The sequence below is a fragment of the Pseudomonadota bacterium genome, assembly GCA_016719885.1.
Lineage (GTDB): Bacteria > Pseudomonadota > Gammaproteobacteria.
Genome location: JADJYF010000001.1, coordinates 363483 through 385510 on the forward strand (window position 1 = coordinate 363483; position 22028 = coordinate 385510).

19 protein-coding genes are annotated in these 22028 nt (G+C 67.5%); 5 read left to right on the forward strand and 14 right to left on the reverse strand.

The window, feature by feature from the left end; all coding sequences use genetic code 11:
* Window positions 1-91: 91 nt before the first annotated feature.
* The 10 genes from IPM80_01680 to icd form a co-directional block, all read right to left on the reverse strand.
* Window positions 92-1114, reverse strand: coding sequence for an LLM class flavin-dependent oxidoreductase (locus tag IPM80_01680; protein MBK8957155.1), 1023 nt, complete (start codon window positions 1112-1114; stop codon window positions 92-94).
* A 44-nt stretch (window positions 1115-1158) separates the two neighbouring features.
* Complete coding sequence (locus IPM80_01685; GenBank protein MBK8957156.1) at window positions 1159-1923, reverse strand: ABC transporter ATP-binding protein; 765 nt, start codon at window positions 1921-1923, stop codon at window positions 1159-1161.
* The gene (locus IPM80_01690; GenBank protein MBK8957157.1) at window positions 1920-2921 is read right to left on the reverse strand and encodes an iron ABC transporter permease; all 1002 of its coding nucleotides are present in this window, start codon (window positions 2919-2921) and stop codon (window positions 1920-1922) included. The genes IPM80_01685 and IPM80_01690 overlap by 4 nt, the downstream gene beginning before the upstream one ends.
* The gene (locus IPM80_01695; protein MBK8957158.1) at window positions 2918-3691 is read right to left on the reverse strand and encodes an ABC transporter substrate-binding protein; all 774 of its coding nucleotides are present in this window, start codon (window positions 3689-3691) and stop codon (window positions 2918-2920) included. Before IPM80_01695 ends, IPM80_01690 begins: the two co-directional genes overlap by 4 nt.
* A 35-nt stretch (window positions 3692-3726) precedes the next feature.
* Window positions 3727-4788: a 3-deoxy-7-phosphoheptulonate synthase gene (locus tag IPM80_01700; GenBank protein MBK8957159.1), complete on the reverse strand. Its 1062-nt coding sequence runs from the start codon at window positions 4786-4788 to the stop codon at window positions 3727-3729.
* Between the two features lie 80 nt (window positions 4789-4868).
* Complete coding sequence (feoB, locus tag IPM80_01705) at window positions 4869-6995, reverse strand: ferrous iron transport protein B (protein MBK8957160.1); 2127 nt, start codon at window positions 6993-6995, stop codon at window positions 4869-4871.
* A 7-nt stretch (window positions 6996-7002) separates the two neighbouring features.
* Window positions 7003-7236, reverse strand: coding sequence for a ferrous iron transport protein A (locus IPM80_01710; protein ID MBK8957161.1), 234 nt, complete (start codon window positions 7234-7236; stop codon window positions 7003-7005).
* A complete protein-coding gene (locus IPM80_01715) occupies window positions 7233-7496 on the reverse strand; it encodes a ferrous iron transport protein A (protein ID MBK8957162.1) in 264 nt (87 codons plus the stop codon). The genes IPM80_01710 and IPM80_01715 overlap by 4 nt, the downstream gene beginning before the upstream one ends.
* Window positions 7497-7611: 115 nt before the next feature.
* Entirely contained in the window at window positions 7612-9306 is a 1695-nt protein-coding gene (gene aceK, locus IPM80_01720; GenBank protein MBK8957163.1) for a bifunctional isocitrate dehydrogenase kinase/phosphatase, read from the reverse strand.
* A gap of 61 nt (window positions 9307-9367) precedes the next feature.
* Window positions 9368-10666, reverse strand: a complete 1299-nt coding sequence (gene icd / locus IPM80_01725; protein ID MBK8957164.1) for an NADP-dependent isocitrate dehydrogenase — start codon at window positions 10664-10666, stop codon at window positions 9368-9370.
* A gap of 226 nt (window positions 10667-10892) precedes the next feature.
* Between icd and IPM80_01730 the strand changes: the two genes are divergently transcribed.
* Window positions 10893-11750 (forward strand): NAD-dependent epimerase/dehydratase family protein, encoded by an 858-nt coding sequence (locus IPM80_01730; GenBank protein MBK8957165.1) that lies wholly within the window; start codon window positions 10893-10895, stop codon window positions 11748-11750.
* Here IPM80_01730 and IPM80_01735 read toward each other — a convergent pair.
* Window positions 11737-12702: a beta-propeller fold lactonase family protein gene (locus IPM80_01735; GenBank protein MBK8957166.1), complete on the reverse strand. Its 966-nt coding sequence runs from the start codon at window positions 12700-12702 to the stop codon at window positions 11737-11739. The genes IPM80_01730 and IPM80_01735 overlap by 14 nt on opposite strands.
* 20 nt (window positions 12703-12722) lie before the next feature.
* Window positions 12723-13256 (reverse strand): SRPBCC family protein, encoded by a 534-nt coding sequence (locus IPM80_01740; GenBank protein ID MBK8957167.1) that lies wholly within the window; start codon window positions 13254-13256, stop codon window positions 12723-12725.
* Between the two features lie 160 nt (window positions 13257-13416).
* Between IPM80_01740 and IPM80_01745 the strand changes: the two genes are divergently transcribed.
* Both IPM80_01745 and IPM80_01750 read left to right on the forward strand, forming a co-directional pair.
* Complete coding sequence (locus tag IPM80_01745) at window positions 13417-14811, forward strand: deoxyribodipyrimidine photo-lyase (GenBank protein ID MBK8957168.1); 1395 nt, start codon at window positions 13417-13419, stop codon at window positions 14809-14811.
* On the forward strand, window positions 14808-15290 hold the full coding sequence (locus tag IPM80_01750) for a DUF192 domain-containing protein (GenBank protein ID MBK8957169.1): 483 nt from the start codon (window positions 14808-14810) through the stop codon (window positions 15288-15290). Before IPM80_01745 ends, IPM80_01750 begins: the two co-directional genes overlap by 4 nt.
* Here the strand turns inward: IPM80_01750 and IPM80_01755 are convergent.
* Together IPM80_01755 and tsaA are read right to left on the reverse strand one after the other, a co-directional pair.
* The gene (locus IPM80_01755; GenBank protein MBK8957170.1) at window positions 15231-15737 is read right to left on the reverse strand and encodes an invasion associated locus B family protein; all 507 of its coding nucleotides are present in this window, start codon (window positions 15735-15737) and stop codon (window positions 15231-15233) included. The two genes, IPM80_01750 and IPM80_01755, sit on opposite strands and share 60 nt — an antisense overlap.
* A 30-nt stretch (window positions 15738-15767) precedes the next feature.
* Window positions 15768-16241 (reverse strand): tRNA (N6-threonylcarbamoyladenosine(37)-N6)-methyltransferase TrmO, encoded by a 474-nt coding sequence (tsaA, locus tag IPM80_01760; GenBank protein ID MBK8957171.1) that lies wholly within the window; start codon window positions 16239-16241, stop codon window positions 15768-15770.
* Between the two features lie 143 nt (window positions 16242-16384).
* On the opposite strand from tsaA, the gene IPM80_01765 reads away from it, so the two are divergent.
* Window positions 16385-17602 (forward strand): HDOD domain-containing protein, encoded by a 1218-nt coding sequence (locus IPM80_01765; protein MBK8957172.1) that lies wholly within the window; start codon window positions 16385-16387, stop codon window positions 17600-17602.
* A gap of 55 nt (window positions 17603-17657) precedes the next feature.
* Window positions 17658-22025 (forward strand): DEAD/DEAH box helicase, encoded by a 4368-nt coding sequence (locus IPM80_01770; protein ID MBK8957173.1) that lies wholly within the window; start codon window positions 17658-17660, stop codon window positions 22023-22025.
* The last annotated feature ends 3 nt before the right edge of the window (window positions 22026-22028 follow it).

A 22028-nucleotide genomic window follows, 5' to 3' on the forward strand; every position in this document is an offset into this window, starting at 1 on the left:
GATATACGATGGAGCGGATTCTGCCTCAAACGGCATATGAGAAATTAGTTTAATTCCGCATATGAATATAGCCGCTGTTCGCGCGCAACCCTCAGCGCGCGCGGAAATGCGGCATCACTTCTTCGGCGAACAGCGCCAGGTGTTCATTCATGCGCTCCACCGGGTAGCCGGGCGGCACTGTCCACGAGTAATAGCGTTCGATGCCGGTGGCCTCCTGGTAGGCGGCGATGATGTCGACCGCCTCGGCCGGTGTCACGACATTGAGGATCCCCAGGCGGCGCAGGTCGTCGGGGCCGGTGATGGCCGGGAACAGGGCCTGGCCGGCGTCCTTCAGCCATTGGTTGTAGACCTCGATCTGGTACTGCACGTGGGGCGCCACGGCGTCGAAGGTGCGTTGCGGTGCGCGGCTCGCGATGAGCCAGAAATGTCCGCCGGCGAGGCGTCCGCGCCCCGGCCGCCCGAGCCTTTGCCATTCGTCCTGGAACAGGCGCGCCTGCTCGACCATGTCGGCGGTACCGATGTAGCCGTCGGCCAGGCGCGCCGCGCGGCGCGCGGCGGCGGGCGCAAAGCCGCCTACCCACAACGGCGGGCGCGGACGTTGCACTGGCGGCGGCGTCAGACGCAGGCCTTGCAGTTGGTAATGCTTGCCTTCGAAGTCGAGCGTTTCGCCTTCCCACAGGCGGCGGATGATCTCCAGCCCTTCATCCATCAAGGTGGCGCGGTGCCGCGTATCGCGGCCGAGGCCCGCGAACTCCTGCGGCCGGTAGCCGACACCGACGCCGAGCTCGAAGCGACCGCGCGACAGGATGTCGACCGTCGCGCAGTCTTCGGCCACGCGCACCGCGTCGTGCAGCGGCAGCAGTAGCACGCCGGTACCAATGCGGATCCGCTGCGTGCAGGCGGCCACCGCCGCCGCCAGCGGCAGGATCGAGGGCGCGTGGCCGTCGTCGCAGAAGTGGTGTTCGGTCAACCACACGTCGTCATAACCGATGGTCTCGGCCCACGCGATCTGGCGCAGATGCGCTTCGTAGAGCGCGGCGTAATCGCCATGCCATTGCGCTGGATTGCGGAACGAATACCACAGCCCGAATTTGAGCCCCTTGCTTGCTGACATCGTTCCTGCCCCTGGATGGTTGTTGGGTGTGAAGTGTTGCGCGCCTAGAGGCCGAGCGCCTGGGCGATGCCGGTATCGTGAAAGTACTCGGGCGTCACCGCGAATACCTCGGCGATGCGCGCGGCGGTCAATACCTCGCGCGGCGCGCCGTCGATGACCTTGCGGCCGTCGGCCAGCAGCAGCAGCCGATCGCAATGCCGGGCCGCGATGTTCAGATCGTGCAGTACCACGATCGCCGCGCCGCGCTGATGCGCGTGCTTGCGCAGCGCCTTCAGGATCTCGATCTGGAAACGCGGATCGAGATTGGCTATCGGTTCATCAGCGAGCAACAGCCGATGCTCGCCGGCCAGCAGGCGGGCGATGTGCACGCGCGCCAATTCGCCGCCCGACAGTTGGTCGGCGCGCCGCTCGAGCAGCGCTTCGAGGCCGCACTGGTGTATGGCCGCGGCAATCGCCTCTCGATCGTGATGGTCGAGCCTGTCGAGGGACGCACCGTGCGCGTAGCGACCCAACGCGACGATCGACGCGACCGTCATCGGCCAGTGCACGACGGCTTGTTGCGGGTGGTAACCGATGGCCTTGGCGCGTGCCGCGGCGCTCTGTCGGTGGAGGTCCGTGCCGTTCAGGGTCACGCGGCCGGCGTGCACGGGGCTGAGTCCCGCCAGGACGCGCAACAGGCTGCTCTTGCCGGCGCCGTTGGGGCCGATGATGCCCAGCACCTCGCCTGCGTCCAGGGTGAACGAGACACCGTCCAGCACCTGGCGGTGGCCATGGCGACAGCCGAGCGTGTCGACGACCAACAGGCTCATCGGTGGCCCGCCCGCGACTGCAGCACCAGGCGCAGGAAGAACGGTGCGCCGATCAAGGCCGTCACCACGCCGAGCTTGAGTTCGCCGCCGGCTAGCGGAATGCGCGTGCCGAGATCGGCGGCCAGGGTCAAGGCCGCGCCGCCCAAGGCGCTGGGCACCAATAGCGCGCCGGGCCGATGACCGACCCAGGGCCGCAGCAGGTGCGGCACGACCAGGCCCACGAATCCGATCACGCCGCTGATGGATACCGCCGCACCCACCGCCAGCGCGCTGCCGGCGATGACCTGCGCACGCGTGCGCGACAGGTTGATGCCGAGGCTTGCCGCGCTGTCTTCGCCGAGCGCCAACACGTCGAGCGCGCGACGCGTGGCGAACAGCAGGGCGAAGCCGGCGAGCATGAACGGCAGCGCCAACAGCACGTGGTCGAAACCGCGATTGGCCAGCGAACCCAGCAACCAGAAATAGATCTCGTAGGCGGCGAACGGATTGGGCGACAGGTTCAGGATCAAGGTCGTCAAGGCGCCGCTCAGGCTGTTGATGGCGACGCCGGCAAGGATCACCGTGAGGATGTCGGCGCCACGTCCCGCCAGCAGGTGGATGGCGATCACGGCCAGCAGTGCGCCCAGCATGCCGCTGGCCGGCAGCATCCATACCGCGCCGCTCGCGAGCCCGCTGTAGAACGCCGCCACCGCGCCGAGCGCGGCGCCGCCCGAGATGCCGATGATGCCGGGCTCGGACAGCGGGTTGCGCAACAGGCCCTGCAAGGCCGCGCCGGCGCTGCCGAGACTGGCGCCGACCAGGATGGCGAGCACGGTGCGCGGCAGACGGATGTCGCGCACGATGAGGGCGATGGTGGAATCGTCGGCGGGCGCGAGATGCGCGAAAACGGTGAGGGGAGAGATGAGCAAGGGGCCGATACACAGCGATGCCACCGCCAGCGCCAGCGTCGCGCCCAGCAACAGCAGCGTCGGCGCGCTGTGGCCTTGCGCCGGGCTCATGGACGCGCTCCGCGCAACAGCGCGACCGCGTCGGCGTTGAAGGCGCCGGCGCAGGTCCACAGGTTTTCCGGCACGTCGGCGCGCACGGTGCGCGCACCATCACGCGCGAACAGTTTGCGCAGGGCCGGCTGCGAGAGCTGTGCTTCGGCGAGCGACGGACGACGCGCCTGGCGTTGACTGAATACGACGATGTCGGGCCGGCTCAGCAGCAAGGCCTCCAGACTCAAGTAGCCGCCATGCGCGAGACCGACCTCGAGCGCCATGTTGCGCAGGCCCGCGTAAGCAAGCATCGCGTGCATGAGCGATGCGTCGCCGGGCGTGTAGCCATTGGGTTGATAGACCAGCGCGCGCAGCGCCGGCCGCGGCGCCGCGCCAAGCGCGGCGTCGAGTCCAGTGAGCAGGCTTTCGGCGCGTCGTTCCTCGCCGAGGACCTCAGCAAGGCGACGCAGGTTGTGGCGATAGTCCTCCACGCGATTGGCGGACGGCAGGCTCAACACGCGCAGACCGAGACGGCTCAGCATGCGGGTAGCGAGGGCGTCGGTGGTTTCGGAAGTCACCACCAGGTCGGGCCGCAGCGCGACTACTTCTTCGACCGCGCCATGGTTGACGGCGATGCGCGCGGCGCGCGCATGGAAGTGACTGAGATTGTCGTCGCGCGACAGCGCCGTGACGGACGCGATGCGGCTGTCAGGCAGCAGTTCGAACAGCAGCGAGTCGGTGCACAGGTTGAGCGAGGCGACGCGGGCGGGCGGCGCCGCGGCTGCGGCCACCGCGCCCAGCGTCAGGGCGACGAGCAGCAGGCCTCTCAGCTTGCCGCGCGCCGACGACGCACCGCGTCGGCCAGCTCGTGCAGCAGCGGCTCGGTCGTTTCCCATGACATGCAGGCGTCGGTGATGCTCTGGCCGTAGACCAGCGGCGTATCGTTGGTGTGATTCTGCTTGCCTTCCTTGAGATGGCTTTCGAGCATCACGCCGCACACCAGCTGCGAGCCGGCCGCGACCTGCGCGCACACTTCGCGCGTCACCTCGGGCTGCTTGCGATGATCCTTGCGGCTATTGCCATGGCTGCAGTCGATCATGATGCGGTCGCGCAGGCCGGCGGCGCGCAGGGCCGCGCCGGCCGCGGCCACCGAGGCGGCGTCGTGATTCGGGCCGTTGTTCGAACCACGCAGGATCAAATAACAAATATCGTTGCCGCGCGTGGTGACGATGGCGGCAATGCTCTGCTTGGTGACCGACAGGAAGTGATGCGGATGACGCGCCGCGCCGATGGCGTCGACCGCGATCTGCACGCTGCCATCGGTGCCGTTCTTGAAGCCGATCGGCATCGACGAACCGGACGCCAGTTCGCGATGAATCTGGCTCTCGGTGGTGCGCGCGCCGATTGCCCCCCAGGCCATCAGATCGGCCACGAACTGCGGCGTGATGACGTCGAGGAACTCCGAGCCGGCGGGCATGCCGCGATGCGCGAGTTCCAGCAACAGGCGGCGCGCCGCGCGCAGGCCATTGTTGATGTCGAAGGTGCCATCGAGGTGCGGGTCGTTGATGAGTCCTTTCCAGCCGATGGTGGTGCGCGGCTTTTCGAAATAGACGCGCATGATGATGCACAGGTCGGCCGACAGCGCACGCTTGGCGCTTTGCAGGCGGTCGGCGTATTCCAGCGCGGCCTTGGGATCGTGAATCGAGCACGGTCCGGTCACCACCAGCAGGCGGTCGTCTTCACCCCGCACCACGGCTTCGGCCGCGCGGCGCGCATCGGCGACGGTGTTGGCAGCCTGCTCGGATACCGGCAATTCCTCCATCAGGATGGCCGGCGAGATCAGCGGTCGGTAACCGGCGATGCGTTCGTCGTCGGTGCTATGGAACATCGAGCAGCACTCCAGGGGCGCGTTCAGCAAGGGCCGCGATGATAAAGCGGCATGGCATGGGATGCCAGCAAACAGCCGCCTCAGCCAACGGCGAGGCGGCCGCCGAACGTGACGGCGAGCCACGCGCCGAGATAGCCGAGGCTGCTCATGTATACCCATGCGAACAGCGGCCAGCGCCAGGTGCCGGTTTCGCGTCGCATGACGGCAATGGTCGACACGCATTGCAGGCACAGGGCATAGAAGATCAGAAGGCCGAACACCATCGGCAGGGTATACACAGGCGTGCCGTCGGCATGGCGGGCGGCGCGGATGCGCGAGGTCAGGGTGGTGTTGGCATTGTCCTCGGTGGTGCTGTCGACGGCATAGATGGTGCCGAGCGCGGCAATCACGACTTCGCGCGCGGGGAAAGACGCGATCACGGCGGCGGTTACCTTCCAGTCCCAGCCCAGCGGCTCGAACAAGGGTGTGACACTGCGAGAGAGACGCCCGAGGTAGCTGTCGGACAACTGCTGGGCGGCGAAGTCGGCGTCGCTCACGCCAGACGGCGGGGCGGCGTCGCGCGGGAACGACGCCAATACCCACACCACCAGCGCGACGCTGAAGATGATGGTGCCGGCGCGCTGCAGGAAAGTGACCGCGCGAGACAGCAGCTTGGACAGCACCGCACGCGGATTGGGCATGCGATAGGGCGGCATCTCCAGCAGGAAGCGCGCCTTGGCGCGCGACCAGTAGAGGCGGCTGATCAGCCACGCGGTCAACGCGCCGCCGATGATGCCGAGCATGTACAGCGCGAACAACACCAGGCCCTGCAGGTTGATGAAGCCGCCGAGGTAATGGCGCTCGGGCACGAAGGCCGCGATCAGCAGGGAATATACCGGCAGGCGCGCCGAGCAGGTCATGAAGGGCGCGGCCATGATGGTCGCGAGGCGGTCATGCCGGTTGGCGATGACGCGCGTGCCCATGATGCCCGGCACCGCGCAGGCAAAGCTCGACAGCATGGGAATGAACGATTGCCCCGACAGGCCGAGCGCGCGCATGGCGCGGTCCATGAGAAAGGCGGCGCGCGCCATGTAGCCGGTGTCTTCGAGAATGATGATGAACGTGAACAGGATGATGATCTGCGGCAGGAATACCACCACGCTGCCGACACCCGCGATCACGCCCTCGGTCACGAAGCGACTAAACAAGCCTGGCGGCAGGTGACCGCCGACCGCGGCGCCGAGTGCGCTGGTCAGGTAGTCGATGGCATCGACCAAGGGCGCTGCCCACGCGAACACCGCCTGGAACACCATCGCCATCACCAGCGCGAAGAACAGGCTGCCGAGGATGGGATGATTGACCAACTTGTCAGCGGTATCGACGGCCGCATGGCGCTGACTCGGGCCGCGTTCCTCCACGCCCTTGAGCTGCGCCTGGATCCAGCTGTAACGGTCGCGCGCTTCAAGGGTGGCAAGGTTGCGCCCGCTGCCGACGGCGAGGCGCAGCTCGGCAAGCATCGCTTCGAGCTCAGGGCCGACCCGCTGCGTGAGACGCTGCTCGGCATAGCCGCCGGCGTCGATGAGCGCGCGGCGCAGCTCGATGGCACTCGCGGCGACGCCGCGTTCCGCGAGTTGCGCCGCCAGCCGCGCGACGGCGTCCTCGAGCGCCGGGTTGAGCACCAGGTGCGGCGCGGCCGGCGCGCGCAGCACCGCGTCCAGCGCGTCTTTCAAGGTGTCGATGCCGGTACCCTGGGCGGCCGAGATCGGCACCAGCGGTACGCCGAGGCGCTGCGACAAGAGGGCGATGTCGAGCTCGACGCCCTCGGCGGCGAGGCGGTCGACCATGTTCAAGGCGATCAGGGCCGGCACCCCGGCTTCGAGGATCTGGCTGGCGAGGAACAGGTTGCGACGCAGGTTGGTTGCGTCGACCACGATCAGGGCCGCGGCCGGCGCCGACATGTCGTCGATGCCGCCGCGCAGCACGTCGACCGCGATCATTTCGTCCGGCGACATGGCCGCCAGCGAGTAGGTACCCGGCACGTCGACCAGGCGGATCTGCCGGCCGCCGACCTCGGTATAGCCGGACACCTGTTCGACGGTCACGCCGGGGTAGTTGCCGACTTTCTGGCGCAGCCCGGTGAGACGGTTGAACAGTGTGCTCTTGCCGGTATTGGGATTGCCGAGCGTGACGACTATCGGCAGGTCTTGCGACGGCTCCTGGACGCTCATGACGGGCTTACGCGGTGCGACTCACCAGCACGTTGGCCGCTTCCTTGCCGCGTAAGGACAGCGCGTAGCCGAGCACCCGCACTTCTATCGGATCGCCAGCGGGAGCGTAGCGCACGATTTCCACTTCCATGCCTTCCACCACGCCCATCTGCATGAGGCGCTGCGCGCCTTCGTCGATTTGCGCAAAACCTTCCACCACGCCCGCCTCGCCGGGGCGCAGATCCGCCAGCGTGGTGCTCATGCGCGCCTTAAGAGGCCAAACAGGGAACGGCGACGGCGTGGTTCGATGTCGACATGAATGCTTGCTGCTTCATTGCGATTGATCGCCCAGCGTTCGTTGTCGATGCCTATCAGTACCGGGTCGCCGGCGCGTAGCACGCCGATGCTGGTGCCGGGCACGATGCCGCGCGCCGCGAGGCGCGCGGTGGTATGGGGGTCGTCCGCGTCTATGGATACGATGATCGCGCGGTCGCCATGTTGCAGGTTCGATAAGGTCACCACGTCGCCTCGGGTCCTCGGCCTCGGACCGTGGGCGGTCCGCTAGTGCCTAAATAATAATTATTCTTAGTTGCAATAACAATATAGTGCGTCACGGGCGGCGCGCGCTTGATCGCGGTCAAACCGCGCCGCGGCGCGTGCCCAGCCGGTAATAGGGCGCCACTTCCGGCGCCGAGTTGGTCAGGTGCAGTTGCTTGATGTCGCGCCAGTAGTCGGCCGTCAGCATGTCGCCGTGGGTTTCCAGGAAGGCCGACTTCAACTTGTCGTCAATCGCCAGGAAGCGGATGAACTCCTGCGGGAAGATGTCGCGCGGCCCGACGTAGAACCAGTTGTCGGCGCTCATCTCGTCATCCAGGTTGTCGGCTTCCGGCACGTCGCGGAATTGGCACTCGGTCACCAGGCACAGCTCGTCGTAGTCGTAGAAGATGACGCGGCCGTGGCGCGACACGCCGAAGTTCTTCAGCAACAGGTCGCCGGCGAAGATGTTGGTCATCGCGAGATCCTTGATCGCCTGTCCGTAGTCGAGCAGCGCGGCGCGCGCGTCCTCGAACTCGTAGTCGCGCAGGTACAGGTTGAGCGGCGTGACGCGGCGTTCGGAATAGAGATGATCGATGACCAACTGGTCGCCTTCGATGCGCACCGTCTTGGAAGTGCTGGTCAGCAATTCCTCGAGCAACTCGGGCGCGAACTTCGACAGCGGGAATTCGATGTTGCGAAATTCCTGGGTATCGATCAGGCGCCCGGCGCGATCATGGTTGAAGACGAACTTGTACTTGGTCTTCACGCCGTCGTGACTGATGTTCTTGGTGTAGCCGAAGCTGTCGCGGATGACCTTGAACACCAGATCGTAGGAGGGCAGGGTGAAGACCAGCATCACCAGGCCCGGATCGCCGGCCGCGTGGATGAACTGATCGTCGCAGGCATGCAGGTGATGGAAGAACGAGCGGTAGCGTTCGGTCTTGCCCTGCCGCGCGCGGCCGAGGATGGTGTAGAGCTCGTCCAGCGGCTTGCGCGGCATCATGGCCTTGATGAAATACACCGCGCCTTCCACCGGTTCCACGTCGACCATGAAATACGAGCGTGTGAAGCCGAACAGCACGCTGACGTCGTCACTGGATGTCAAAACCGCCTCGACGCGCACACCGTCGTTGGTGTTTTCGAAGGCCAGCACGAACGGACAGTTGTGAGTCCCCCAGAACATCTTGCCGACCACGAACGCGCGGCTCGACTGGTAGAACACGTCGTGCATCATCTCCAGGCGCCGCACCGCTTCGTCGGGCGTGCCGTCGGCGCCGACCACGCGCGCGATTTCCGCGCAGATGAAGTCGACGTCGGCCTCGACGTCGACGTAGGGCGTCTTGAACTGAAAGTCGGCCAGCAGCCGCCGCACGATGGCCCGCACGTTGCTCCAGTTGACGTAGTTGTGCTGGCGCGCCGGGTAGCGCAGCGGCGCTTCGGCGCGCACCACGTCGGCGGTGTCCGAGACCTGGGTCGGATCGACGTGCAGGTCGCGCAGGATGTCGCGATGCACGGAATTGAAGAAGGTCTTGGCGAATTCGCCGTCGGGAATGTCGTCGACCCGGCTCCAGTAGATGGCGCGGATGGCGGGCAGGCGCGGCAGCAGGTCGCCTTGTTCGGGGAACTGCTTGCGCAAGGTCGCGAGGGTGCGCGACACGGATTTTTCGTAAAGCTCGATGCGTTCGCTGAGATCGGTGCGGGCGCCAGCCCAGTCGCGTGTTTCGAAGTGCGCGCGGGCGCGCTGGGTGATGCGGCGAAAATTATTGTTGTAGTTGACGAAGCCCTCGTGGATCACGGCAGCAGCCTGCCGGATCCACAAGTGCGTGTGGGGCGTGTCCAACGCTCCTCGCAGCGGCTTAGAGGTTGGCGATCAGGGCGTCGCCGAACTCGCTGCACTTGACTTCCTTGGCGCCTTCCATGAGTCGCGCGAAGTCGTAGGTGACGGTCTTCTGGCCGATGGTCTTGTCCATCGCGGCGAGGATGAGATCCGCCGCTTCGGTCCAGCCCATGTAGCGCAGCATCATCTCGCCCGACAGCAGCACCGAACCCGGGTTGACCTTGTCCTGGTTGGCGTACTTCGGCGCGGTGCCGTGGGTCGCCTCGAAGATGGCGTGACCGGTGTCGTAGTTGATGTTGCCGCCCGGCGCGATGCCGATGCCGCCGACCTGCGCGGCGAGCGCGTCGGACAGGTAGTCGCCGTTCAGGTTCATGGTCGCGATGACGTCGAAGTCGGTCGGACGGGTCATGACCTGCTGCAGGGTGATGTCGGCAATCGAGTCCTTGACCAGCACGCGACCGGCGGCCAGCGCCTTTTCCTGCTCTTCGTTGGCGGCCTTCTGACCCTTGTCGGCGACGGTGCGCTCCCACTGTTCCCAGGTGTAGGTCTCGGCGCCGAATTCCTTCTCGGCCAGCGCGTAACCCCAATTTCGGAACGCGCCTTCCGTGAACTTCATGATGTTGCCCTTATGCACGAAGGTCAGGCTCTTGCGCTTGTTGGCGATGCAGTACTTGAGCGCGGCGCGCACCAGGCGCTCGGTGCCGTCGCGCGACACGGCCTTGATGCCGATGCCGGAACTGGCCGGGAAGCGGATCTTCTTGTACGCGTCGGGGAAGGTGTCCTTGAACAGCTTCAGGAATTTTTCGTTCTCGGCGCTGCCTGCTTCGAATTCGATGCCGGCATAGATGTCTTCGGTGTTCTCGCGGAAGATGACCATGTCGACGTCCTGCGGACGCTTGACCGGCGACGGCACGCCATCGAACCAGCGCACCGGTCGCAGGCAGACATACAGGTCGAGGATCTGGCGCAGGGCGACGTTGAGGGAGCGGATGCCGCCACCGATGGGCGTGGTCAGCGGGCCCTTGATCGAGACCAGGAACTCGCGGCAGGCGTCGAGCGTTTCATCGGGCAGCCACGAGCCCATGAGGTTGTTGGCCTTTTCGCCGGCGTAGACTTCCATCCACTGGATCTGGCGCTTGCCGCCGTATGCCTTCTTCACCGCCGCGTCGAGTACGCGTACGCTCGCGCGCCAGGTGTCGGCGCCGATGCCGTCGCCCTCGATGAAGGGCACTATCGGGTTGTCCGGTACCTGAAGCTTGCCGTTGACGATTGTGATTTTCGCGCCATTGGCGGGAACTGTAATTTTCGCGGTCACCAAACTGCCTCCGACTTTCGTAATCGCATGCAAAACCGATGCTGCAATGCCACGGTGATGTTATGTGAATTGCGAAGTTGTTCGCAACTGCGCGAGCCGCCCAAGCCCCTGCCAACGCGACCATTTGCGCCTTGTCGGGACACGTTCACGCCGACGCTCGCGGCCATGGACGAGGGCGCGCGCGGCGGACATCATCGGCGCTGTCGCCACCTGCACACAGGCTTGCCCCATGACCCCATCCCTCGGCGCCGGCACGCTCTTGATCGGCTGCGGCTACCTTGGCGCGGCGATGGTGCGCGCACTCGCGCCCGGCACCGTCACGGCGCTGACTCGCGGCGCCTCGCGACACGCCGATCTCGCCGCGCGGGGAGTGCGCTGCTGGACCTGCGACCTGTCCGCGCCCGACCTCGCCGCGCGGCTCGCGCCGGCATTGGCGGACTTCGAGGGCGTGGCCGGTGTCATCGCACCGCCATCCGCGTGGAGCGACGAGGACCTGCGCCCGGCGTTGGCGCGCCTGACCGTGTCGCTGCGCACGCCGCGCGTGACGCGCGCGGTATTGGCGTCCAGCACCGCCGTCTACGGCGATGCCCACGGGCAATGGGTCGGCGCCGCCAGTCCCACGCAGGATGCCGATGCGCGAACGCGCAAGCTGCTCGCCATCGAACAGGCATGGATGGACGCGGGGCTCGACAGCTACGTGGTGCGCCTGGCCGGCTTGTACGGGCCCGGGCGCGTGATTGGACGGGACGGCATCGCGCGCGGCGAAAGCCTGCCGGGCGACGGCGACGAATGGCTCAACCTGCTGCACATTGATGACGCCGCGCGCGCCATGCTGGCGACCGCACGCGGCGCCGCGCCGCTACGCTATGCCCTGATCAGCGACGCCACGCCGGTGCTGCGCAAGGATTATTACCAAGCGCTCGCCGCCGCGCTCGGCGCGCCCGCGCCGCGCTTCGGTGCGCCGGGCGGGCGCCGGGCAGGCTCGCGGCGCTGCGATTCGGCGTCGAGCTGGGCCGCGTTGGGCCTGGACCCGCAATGGCCGGACAGTCGCGCGGCGTTGCGCGCGCTACTCGCTAGTGAAGGATGAAGCGGCCGAAGGCGCGGCTGCCATCACCGCTGGCGATGCTGCTTTCGACCGTCAGGGTGTCGGCATTGATGACCGTGACATCGTTGCTCATCCAGTTGGCGACATACACGCGCCGCGCCTCGACCTGCATGTCGATGCCTTCCGGATACTCACCGACCGCGATGCGCGCAATCTCGTGCTGTTCGACGAGGTCCAGCACCGACACCGAACTGTCGCTCTGGTTGGTCACGAACAGGCGCTGACGCAGCGGGTCGTAGACCGAGGCATAGGGCATGTCGCCGACCGCCAAGGTGCTGGCCGGCTGCAGCGATTGCAGATCGACCACCGTCACTTCGTCGCTCTGCACGTTGGCGACAAAGGCGTAATGGCCATTGGGCGAAATGGTGATGCCGTAGGGCGCCTTGCCGACCGGGATGCGCGCCTCGGTCACGCCGTTGACGGTATCGATCACGGCGACGTCGTTGTCGTCGCGGTTGGCCACCAGCAGGCGGCCGCCGTCCGGCGTCAGCGCGAGGCCGCAGGGCGTGGTGCCGGTCTTGTATTCGCCGCGTGGGCTCAAGCTCATGGCATCGAACACGCGCACCACGCCGCCATCCCAATCGGCCACGTACACGCGCCCCGAGCGGCTGTCGACGGTGATGCCGAGCGGCGTGATGCCGGCATCGACATGGTTCTGCACGGTCAGGCTGTCGATGTCGATGCTGCTCAGCTGACGACTCTTGCTGCTGGTGACGAACGCCAGCCGATGGCGGGTGTCGATGTCGATGCCGGCCGGGTCGTCGGACACGGCCAGGGTCTTGACGGTTTCGCCGCTGGCCAGCGCGATGACGCTGACCGTGGCGGCGCGCTGGTTGGTGATGAAGGCCAGCGCCTTGTCATCGTCGGCGGCACGCGCGAGACCTGCCAGCGCGGCCAGAGCGCCGACCATCACCATCGCGAAAGCGCGTGCCATGCCCGCCATCCGCCGCCGCCTTATTTCTCCACCAGTTCCTTGATGTGGGCGAGCCCACCCTGGTAGGCGCCGGTCACGGCCTTGGTGGCCGCCTCGTCGTTTTGATCGGCCGGCGGGTTGTTGTTGGGGTGGCCGCGATAGAAACCCGCGCGCCAGTCGACGGTGGAGGTGCCGTCGCCATTGTCCTTGACCGACAGGAACGACGAGTAGGTGGTGACCGGCAGCACCGCCATGTCGGTCTTGGTGATCTTGTACTTCATGCTCATGGCCGCGGCATCGTACTTTTGCAGTTCCTCGGCGATCTGCGCGCCGCCGTCCTTGCCGATGGTGAGCACGCGACTGGCGCCGACTTCGTTGCCGCCCTGGCAGTCGGACTTGACGATGCCCGGCGCCCACTTGTCGATGGTGCAGAAATCACCGATCAGCGCCCACACCTTGGCCGCCGGCGCCTTGACCACCATCGACTCCTCGACTTTCAGGCGGCTGGGACCGTGCGCAAAGCTCTGGCCGACGTATAACAGGCAGGCGAGCAACAGGAGCAGTGAACGTGTCATTGGATATCATCTCCACAGTCATGAGCGGTAAAACGATGTACGGCAAGCGCGAGTCGGCGAAAGGGGGCCATGCCCGCCGTCGGCGCATGGTAATCGCTCACCGGGAAGCGGCCAACCCGGCACGCGGCGCGATTTGCGGCATGCGGACCGGGGCGTGACCATGCGCCCGGGCATCGTGTGGTTTCGGCAGGATCTGCGCTTGCACGACAACGCCGCGCTGCATGCCGCGGTAGCGCGCGGCGCGCCGCTGGTTCTGGTGTACATACTGGAAGAGCACGGCCCATGGCGGGCCGGCGCGGCGATGCGCTACTGGTTGCACCAGTCGCTGGCGGCGCTGGCCGCCGAGCTCGCGCGCCATGGTCAGCGCTTGCTGCTGTTGCGTGGCGACGCCCGGCGGGAGCTCGCGCGTCTGCGTGAGGCCTGCGACGCCGATGCGCTGTATTTCAATCGCCGCTACGAAGCGCACGACCGCGCCGTGGACGGCGACGTCGAGCGAGCGCTGCATGGCATGTGCGAGGTGCGCGCATTCGCCAGTCATTTATTGTTCGAGCCCGATGCCGTGCGCACCGCCAGCGGCGGCCCGTATCGCGTTTTCACGCCCTATTACCGCGCCTGCCTGCAGTTGCCGTCGCCGCGCGCGCCCTTGCCCGCGCCAGCGCGTTGGCCACCCGGCGCCGCCACGCCACCCGGTCTTGCACTCCACGAACTGCAGCTCGAACCCCGCATCCCGTGGGCCGGCGGCATCGCCGCGCGCTGGCCGGCCGGCGAGCACGCGGCACATGTCGCGCTGGACGAATTCATCGATGAACGCATGCACGACTACGCGCGGGACCGCGACCGCCCTTCACTGAACGGCACCGCGGGGATGTCTCCGTATCTCGCCATCGGCGCCGTGAGCGCGCGTAGTTGCTGGCATGCGGCCCAGCAGGCCGCGCTCGTGGCGCGCGAGGCGGGGCGCCTCAGCGCCGCCGAGGCCTGGACCCGGCAATTGATCTGGCGCGAGTTCGCCTACCACCTGCTGCATCATTTTCCGCATACCGAAAGCGCACCGTTCCGTGCCGAGTGGCAGGCCTTCCCATGGCTGCACGACGCTGTGGCGCTACGCCGCTGGCAGCGCGGCATGACCGGCATTCCCTTGGTCGATGCCGGCATGCGTGAGCTGTGGCACAGCGGCTACATGCACAACCGCGTGCGCATGGTGGTGGCGTCGTGGTTGTGCAAGCACCTCGGCCAACACTGGCTAGCAGGCGCGCGGTGGTTCTGGGATACGCTCATCGATGCCGATCTGGCCAACAACACCCTGGGCTGGCAATGGAGCGCCGGCTGCGGCGCCGATGCCGCGCCGTATTTCCGCATCTTCAATCCGGTCAGTCAGAGCCTGAAGTTCGATGCGGCGGGCAACTACCTGCGCCGCTGGCTGCCGGAGCGCGCGGCGCTCGACGACAAGGCCATCCACGATCCGGCGGTGCGCGTGCCGGGCTACCCGTCAGCGATGGTCGATCTCGCGCAAGGACGGCAGCAGGCCTTGGCACGCTACGCGGCGCTGCCAAGGTGATGAGGCGATGGCTGGCGCTGCTGTGCCTGGTCTATCACGCCGCGCAGGCCGAACCGTCGTTACCGACGCGCGTGCTCAGCGTGGTGCGCGGCGACGGCGTGCGCGTCGAGCTGCGGGTGGAAATGGCGGTCAGCGCCGAACAGCGACGCGTGGGGCTGATGGGGCGCGCCGAACTGGCGGCGCGTCACGGCATGTTGTTCGATTTCGGCACGCCGACGCTCGCCACCATGTGGATGAAGAACACACTGCTGTCGCTGGACATGCTGTTCCTCGACGCGCAGGGCGAGGTGGTGTGGATAGCTGAACGCACCGCGCCCGGTTCGCTGGCGTTGATCGCGGCGCCGCTGCCGGTGCGTTACGTGCTGGAACTCAACGGCGGTGAAGCGCGCGCCCTTGGCCTCGCGGCCGGCGACAGGGCGTCAGGGTTGGGCGGCGGCCAGGGCCTTGAAGGCGGCGTCGAAACCCGTCAGCGACAGTGACACCTTGAGCGGCTTGCGCTCGCCATCGTAGAAGGTCAGGCGCAGCTGTCGCCCTTGCGACAGCTGCTGCACCGTGGCGTCACGCATCTTGAAGCTGGCGCGGCAGCCATCGGGTTCACAGCGTTCGATGGGAAAGATGGCCGGTGAGCCGCTGTCGATCTGCACGGTGATGCCGGGCGGCAGGGCGATGCCGAGCGGCAGGCTGACCAGCACCGTCGGCAATCCATCGGGCGGCGCCATGCCAATGCCGAACTGCAGAACCGGCTGGCCGCCCGCCTTCTGCACGAGGTTCTGGAACATCATGCAGTCGGCGCGGGTGCCGGCGCCCGGGCCCGAACAGCGCAAGGTCCAGCTGCCGAATACCTGTTGGGTGTCCTCTGCCTGGGCGCCGGCGGTGGCGAGCCACAGCGTGGCGATGACGAACAGGTGGCGAAGCTTGCGGCTCATGATGCGTTGCTTGGCGGAACAGCCGGCACTTTACCGTAGATCGTCCCGCGACGTGAGCGTGCGTGACCGCCACCAGTCCGGTACGCGTGGCGCGGCCACCACGTCGTAGCTGTCGTAGGGTTTCAGATCGATGAGCGGCGTGCCGTCGAAGGCGTCGAGTTTGCGCACCGTCAGGCGACCGCCATCCACGCCCAGCAATTCGACCACCGCGAGGCCCAAGCCATTGGGGTGATTGCGCCCACGCGCGGCGAACACCCCCTGCGGCGGCCGCGAGGTGTCGCCGCGCGGATGGGCGGTGAGGCGGGTCGGGGCGTTGGCGCGATGGAGCGCGAACAACACGAACAGGTGCGAGTAGCCGTCGATACCCAGCAGCCCGTCGCGGAATTCCGGCCACACCTCGATGGTCGAGACCATGTCGCGGCGGCGACGCGCCACCTCGTCGTCGGGCACGTCGGTATGGATGACGCCGATGGGCTGCAATTCGATGCGTACGTCACGGGACATGGTTTTGGTCCAAGGCAGGGGTAAAGGCGCGACCGCCCCGTGCCGATAGGGGCGTGTCGGGAATCGTTCGCGCCTGGAAGCGCGAACCACACTATAAAGCCACATGAACTGAGATGCTCCCACAGCGCAACCAGGAATCCGTCATGCCGGGGCGCTTGCGTCCGTTCGCGCCGTTCACGCAATTGTCGGCCGAGCAACTCATCGTCGCCGCCGGCCGCACCGCGCTGAAGCGCTTTCGCGACGGCGACCTGGTGTTGACGCGCGGCAGTGAAGACAGTTGCGACTATTTCCTGCTCGACGGCAACGTGGTGCTGCTGGATATCGACGGCAACTCGAAGATGATCGCGAGCGGCTCGCCCGACGCCGTCAATCCGCTCGCCCCGCTGCGGCCGGCGCTGTACGACGTGCGCGCGCTGGGTCCGGTGCTGTGCGCAAAAATGGCGCGCGGCGAAGTGGCGCTGCTGCGCGAAGCCCTGTTGCGCGCACCGCGCGGACGGACCGAGGGCGACGAGGCAGCGCTCGATGAAACGAGCGACCTGTTCCGCGATCTGGAAGGCGACATCGTCGCCGACCGCCTCAAGCTGCCGAGCCTGCCGGATCACGCGCTGCGCGTGCGTTCGGCCATCACCCACGCCGCCGCCGACAGCCGCAAGGTCGCCGACCTGCTGGCGGCCGATCCGGCGCTGGCGGCCAAGATCCTCAAAGTCGCCAACAGCCCGCTGTGCCGCGGCGACAGCACCATCAGCAACCTGCGTGACGCGGTCAATCGCATCGGCATGTTCACGGTCGGCGAGCTGGTGGTGTGCTTCTCGCTCAAGGATCTGTTCAACGCCAATTCGCCGAGCTTGCGCGAGCGCTTCGGCGAACTGGTGATCGAGGCGGTGCGCATCGGCGCCACTGCTTCGGTGATCGCCGCGCGCATCCGCGGCGTGGCGGCCGACCAGGCGCTGGTCGCCGGCCTTTTGTCGAATATCGGCGCCTACGTGGTGCTCGAACGGCTGTCCCAGCAACCGCAGCTGCTCAAGGACGACACGCGCGTCGAGCGCACGCTTGCCGCCTACACCGCGCGCTTGAGCAAGGTCATCTGCCGGCATTGGCAGTTGGGCGAGGGCGTGGTCGAGGCGGTCGGGCACGTGGCGGACTGGGATTACGAGGTCGACGGTGACGCGCGCCTTGCCGAGGTGGTGATCTGCGCGCGCTACCACAGCCTGATCAGCCTCAGGAAGACCCAGCAACTGCCGAAACCCGAAACCATCAAGGCCATGCGTATTCTCGGCGACAGCCTGACGCCGGAACTCAGCATGGACATCATTCGCGAAGCGCGGCTGCGCATCGACGCCCTGCAGCAAGCGCTGAGCTGAGACGCCGCCCGCCGCAAGCGTGGCGGCGCGCATCCCGACGCGGTAACCTCGCCGCATGCTGGGAGCTGCCTTCGATCCTGCCGTCGCGCGCTGGTTTGGCGCGAGCTTCGCCGCCGCCACGGCCTGCCAGACGCGCGCATGGGCGGCCCTCGCGACGGGCCGTCATACGCTGGTCGCCGCGCCGACAGGCTCGGGCAAGACCCTGGCCGCGTTTCTCACCGCGCTCAGCGAACTCGCGACGCGCGCACGCGCCGGCTGCCTAGCGCAGGAAACAGCGGTGCTTTACGTGTCGCCGCTGAAAGCGCTGGGCAATGACATCCAGCGCAATCTCGAACGGCCGCTGGCGGGCATCAAGGCCTTGCTTGCCGAAGAGCTGGGCGAGGCGCCCAGCATCACCACCGCGGTGCGCACCGGCGACACGCCGGCCGCGGCGCGCACGCTGATGCGCAAGCGCCCGCCGCATATCCTCGTCACCACCCCCGAGTCGCTCTACATCCTGCTGACCAGCGACAGCGGGCGCGACATGCTGCGCTCGGTGCGCACCGTCATCATCGACGAGATCCACGCCCTGGTCGGCAACAAGCGTGGTGCGCATCTCGCCCTGAGCCTGGCGCGCCTGGAGGCCTTGACGGTCGTGCCGCCGGTGCGCATCGGCCTGTCGGCGACGCAACGCCCGATAGCGCGCGTCGCGGAATTTCTCACCGGCCAGCCGCACGTGGTGCATGCCGACGCGGAGCCCGTCTGCGCGATCGTCGACGAGGGTCACAAGCGCGCCCGTGACCTCGCCATCGAGATGCCGCCGTCCCCCCTCGAGACGGTGATTTCCGCCGAAGTCGCCGGCGAGCTGCGCGCGCGCATGGTCGAACTCGTCAACCAGCATCGCAGCACGCTGGTGTTCGTCAATACGCGGCGCATGGCCGAGCGCCTGGCACGCGCGCTCGCCGACGAACTCGGTGACGACAAGGTGTGCGCGCATCACGGCAGCATGTCGCGCGAGCGGCGCCTGGATGCCGAGACGCGCCTCAAGCACGGGCATTTGAAAGTGCTGGTGGCGACCGCGTCGCTGGAGCTCGGCATCGACATCGGCGACATCGACCTGGTGTGCCAGCTCGGCACCACGCGCAGCCTGGCGATGTTCCTGCAGCGCGCCGGCCGGGCCGGCCATGCGGTCGACGGCGTGGCGCGTGCACGCCTGTTTCCCCAGACCCGTGACGAACTCGTCGAATCGATCGCGCTGCTGGACATGGTGGCGCGCGCCGAACTCGACAGCATCGAAGTGCCGCCCGGACCGCGTGACGTGCTGGCGCAGCAGGTCGTGGCCGAAGTCGCGATGGGCGAGCGGGACGTTGCGGCCTTGTACGCGATGTACCGCGCGACCTGGCCGTATCGCGAGCTGTCGCGCGAGGAATTCGACACCGTGTTGCGCATGCTGGCCGACGGATTCAGCTTCGGTCATGGCCGGCGCTCGGCCTACCTGCATCTCGACGATGTGAACGGGCGCGTGAGTGCGCGCCGCGGCGCGAAGCTGACGGCGGTGACCTGCGGCGGCGCGATTCCGGACAATGCCGACTACGACGTCATCGCCGAGCCGCAGGGCGAACGCGTCGGCACGGTCAACGAAGACTTCGCCATCGAGAGCCTGCCCGGCAACATCTTCCAGCTCGGCAACACCTCGTGGCGCGTATTGCGCGTGGAAGCGGCCGGCCTGCGTGTCGAGGATGCACGCGGCGAACCGCCCAACATGCCGTTCTGGCTGGGCGAGGCGCCGGCGCGCAGCGCGGAATTGTCGCAGGCCGTCGCGCGTCTGCGTGACCGCGCCGCGCGTCTGCTCGACGCCGATGGCGACGTGACGGCGCTGGCGCGCCAGCTGGCCGACATCGGCGGGGTAGGGGCGGTCGCGGCGCGCCAGGCGGCCGACTACCTGCTGCTCGGTTACCGCGCGCTCGGCGCGATGCCGACCCAGGACACGCTGGTGATGGAGCGCTTCTTCGACGAATCGGGCGGCATGCAGCTCGTCATCCATTCGCCTTTCGGCAGTCGCCTCAACAAGGCCTGGGGACTGGCGCTGCGCAAGCGCTTCTGCCGCACCTTCAATTTCGAACTGCAGGCGGCAGCGGTCGAAGATGCCATCGTGTTGTCGCTCGGCGCGGTGCACAGCTTCGCGCTCGATGACGTATGGCGATATCTCAACGCCGACAGCGTGCGTGATGTTTTGATCCAGGCGGTGCTGACCGCGCCGATGTTCACGGTGCGCTGGCGCTGGGTGGCCGGCTGTGCGCTCGCCATCGAGCGTTTCCGCGGTGGGCGCAAGACGCCGCCCCGCCTGTTGCGCATGAACGCCGACGATCTCGCGGCGCTGGTGTTCCCGGATCAATTGGCCTGCGCCGAGAATCTCGGCGGACGCCGCGAAGTGCCGGACCATCCGCTGGTCAACCAGGCCCTGGACGATTGCCTGTTTGACGCGATGGACATCGTCGCGCTGGAGAACCTGCTGCGCGATATCGCCGCGGGCCGCAAGCGGCTGGTGGCGCGCGATGTGACCGAACCGTCGCCGTTCGCGCTGCAGGTGTTGAATGCCAATCCCTATGCCTTCCTCGACGACGCACCGCTGGAGGAGCGCCGCACCCAGGCGGTGAGCAGCCGCCGCTGGCTGGACAGCGCCGCCGCCAAGGATCTCGCCGCGCTCGACCCGGCGGCCATCGCGCGCGTGCGCGACGAGGTCTGGCCGAGCGCCCGTAATGCCGAGGAACTGCACGATGCGCTGCTGATGCTGGGGCTCGCCAGCGAGGCCGAGTTGCGGCGCCTGGTGGACGACGCGGGCGGCGAGCGGACGTGGCTGGACGACGCGTTGCGCGCCTTGTACGAGCGCGGACGCGCGGTGCGCTGGCAGGGCCGAGTTGACGGCTGGTGCGCCACCGAGAGACGCCACGAGTTGCTGGCGCTGGAGCCGGATGCGCGACTCGACATGCATGCCATCGCCGCCGCCTACGAGCGCGTGGCGATACCCGAGCGCAGCGAAGCGGTGACCGCGCTGGTGCGCGCGCGCCTCGAAATCGTCGGCCCCACCAGCGCGGCGGCGCTGGCTGCCAGCCTGCCGTGCGAGACGCGTGAAGTGGAGCAGGCCCTGCTCGCGCTGGAACAGGCCGGCATCGCCTTGCGCGGTCATTTCAGCGCCGAGTTCGAGGCGTCCACGCAGTGGTGCGAGCGGCGCTTGCTGGCGCGCATCCATCGCTACACGCTCAATCGCCTGCGCCAGGACATCGAGGCGGTGCCGGCCGCCGCCTACTCGCGTTTTCTGCTCGACTGGCAATGCGTGACGCCGGCCGCGCGCGTCGAAGGCAGCGCCGGTCTGCACGCGGTGCTCAATCAACTGTCCGGTTTCGAAGCGCCGGTCGCGGCTTGGGAGAGTGAGATCCTGCCGGCGCGCGTGCGTGGCTACGACAGTCGCATGCTGGACGAAGCGATTCGCGCCGGACGCTACGTGTGGCTGCGCCTGAGTCCCAAGCGCAGCAGCGCGCCGCGCCTCGCCGGGACCTTGCGCACGACGCCCGTCAGCCTGGTGGCGCGCAGCCAATTGCAGGCATGGTTGGCGGTCGCCGGTCCGGAAGACGGCTGCCAGATCAGCAGCGCCGCACGCCAGGTGTTGTCCCATATCGAACAGCGGGGCGCCGCGTTCTTCGACGACATCGCCGGCGTGCGCGGCCTGCTGCGCAGCCAGGTGGAGAACGCGCTCGACGAGTTGGCGGCCGTCGGTCTCGTGACCTGCGACAGTTTCGTCGGGCTGCGCGCGCTGACCACGCCGGTGGCGCGTCGCAACCCGCTAGGGCGTCGCGCGCGCCGCACGACCTTGCCGGGCATCGAGGATGCCGGCCGCTGGGATCGCCTGGTGCGACCGGCAGTTGATTCCAAGCTCGGCGACGAAGGATTGAACGAAGAGGTGGTCGAGACCATCGCGCGGGTCCTGCTGCGACGCTACGGCGTGGTGTTCCGGCGTATCGTCGAGCGCGAAGCGGCGCTCCCGCCCTGGCGCTTGTTGCTGCGCGTGCTGCGGCGTCTCGAGTCCGCCGGCGAGATCCGCGGCGGACGTTTCGTGGCCGGCGCCACCGGCGAGCAGTTCGCGCTGCCGGATGCGGTAACGGCTTTGCGTGAGTGCGCCAGGCGCGACGACGCCGGCGTGGTGCGTGTCGCCGCGGTCGATCCGCTGAACCTGGTGGGAACGGTGTTGCCCGGCACGCGCATTCCTGCGCTCGCCAACCAGCACCTGGCCTTGGTCGGCGGCGAAGCAGTCGCCGTCAAGCGCGGCACGGACATCGAATTCTTGAAGACCTTGGATACCGCCACCATGCTGCGCGTGCGCACCGCCATGCTCGGCGGACTCGAGTCACGCGCGGGCGGCCTGCGTTCGCGTCGCCGCCCGCTCTGAAAC

Excerpts from the sequence above, each read along its gene's own strand:
- IPM80_01680 (MBK8957155.1), bottom strand. The coding sequence starts at position 1,114 with ATGTCAGCAAGCAAGGGGCTCAAATTCGGGCTGTGGTATTCGTTCCGC.
- IPM80_01685 (MBK8957156.1), bottom strand. The coding sequence starts at position 1,923 with ATGAGCCTGTTGGTCGTCGACACGCTCGGCTGTCGCCATGGCCACCGC.
- IPM80_01690 (MBK8957157.1), bottom strand. The coding sequence starts at position 2,921 with ATGAGCCCGGCGCAAGGCCACAGCGCGCCGACGCTGCTGTTGCTGGGC.
- IPM80_01700 (MBK8957159.1), bottom strand. The coding sequence starts at position 4,788 with ATGTTCCATAGCACCGACGACGAACGCATCGCCGGTTACCGACCGCTG.
- feoB (MBK8957160.1), bottom strand. The coding sequence starts at position 6,995 with ATGAGCGTCCAGGAGCCGTCGCAAGACCTGCCGATAGTCGTCACGCTC.
- IPM80_01710 (MBK8957161.1), bottom strand. The coding sequence starts at position 7,236 with ATGAGCACCACGCTGGCGGATCTGCGCCCCGGCGAGGCGGGCGTGGTG.
- IPM80_01730 (MBK8957165.1), top strand. The coding sequence starts at position 10,893 with ATGACCCCATCCCTCGGCGCCGGCACGCTCTTGATCGGCTGCGGCTAC.
- IPM80_01735 (MBK8957166.1), bottom strand. The coding sequence starts at position 12,702 with ATGGCACGCGCTTTCGCGATGGTGATGGTCGGCGCTCTGGCCGCGCTG.
- IPM80_01740 (MBK8957167.1), bottom strand. The coding sequence starts at position 13,256 with ATGACACGTTCACTGCTCCTGTTGCTCGCCTGCCTGTTATACGTCGGC.
- IPM80_01745 (MBK8957168.1), top strand. The coding sequence starts at position 13,417 with ATGCGCCCGGGCATCGTGTGGTTTCGGCAGGATCTGCGCTTGCACGAC.
- IPM80_01755 (MBK8957170.1), bottom strand. The coding sequence starts at position 15,737 with ATGAGCCGCAAGCTTCGCCACCTGTTCGTCATCGCCACGCTGTGGCTC.
- tsaA (MBK8957171.1), bottom strand. The coding sequence starts at position 16,241 with ATGTCCCGTGACGTACGCATCGAATTGCAGCCCATCGGCGTCATCCAT.
- IPM80_01765 (MBK8957172.1), top strand. The coding sequence starts at position 16,385 with ATGCCGGGGCGCTTGCGTCCGTTCGCGCCGTTCACGCAATTGTCGGCC.
- IPM80_01770 (MBK8957173.1), top strand. The coding sequence starts at position 17,658 with ATGCTGGGAGCTGCCTTCGATCCTGCCGTCGCGCGCTGGTTTGGCGCG.